The sequence below is a fragment of the Clostridium lapidicellarium genome (assembly GCF_041224415.1).
GTDB classification, from domain to species: Bacteria; Bacillota; Clostridia; order Clostridiales; family Clostridiaceae; genus Clostridium_B; species Clostridium_B lapidicellarium.
In genome coordinates, this window is the sequence record NZ_JBGFFE010000064.1 from 1 (window position 1) to 636 (window position 636).

Genomic DNA, 636 nt, shown 5'->3' on the forward strand with positions numbered 1-636 from the left:
CAAAGGATTCTGATTTCAGCAGTAAGCTGGAAAACATTCTAAATGAACAGTTTAACCCTATTGCACCAAATGCAGTATGGTGTACAGATATTACATATCTTTGGACTGATGCAGGTTTTGTATACCTTGCAAGTATTATGGATTTATACTCACGAAAAATTATAGCCTGGACACTCTCAAAAACTTTGGAGGTTTCTTGTGTTATTGATACTATTAATAAAGCTAAGAAAAACAGAAAACTTGTGAATCCAGTCATCATACACAGCGACAGGGGCAGGCAATATGTGTCAAAAGAATATAGAAAAGCTGCTTCAAAAATGGTACTTAGTTATTCTAAAAAAGCATATCCATGGGATAATGCCTGTATTGAATCCTTCCACGCAATTATAAAACGTGAGTGGATAAATCGCTTTAGAATTAAAAATTACCGCCATGCATATATTCTTGTATTTGAATACATTGAAACATTTTATAATACTGTAAGAATTCACAGCCACTGCAATTATATGTCGCCAAACGAGTTTGAAAAAGTATATAAAAAGACTGCAAAATTTGATGAATCAATTGCAAGTTAAAGTTATAGGATTACTTAGAATTTTCCCATTTTAATTTGTGCTTTTTCTTGACATAGTACCA

At 32.4% G+C, this 636-nt stretch carries 1 protein-coding gene; it reads left to right on the forward strand.

Translation table 11 applies throughout. From position 1 onward, the window contains the following. Positions 1 to 575 (forward strand): IS3 family transposase (locus AB8S09_RS15805; RefSeq protein WP_369869561.1); only part of this gene is annotated, 575 nt, incomplete at its 5' end. Positions 576 to 636: the final 61 nt, after the last annotated feature.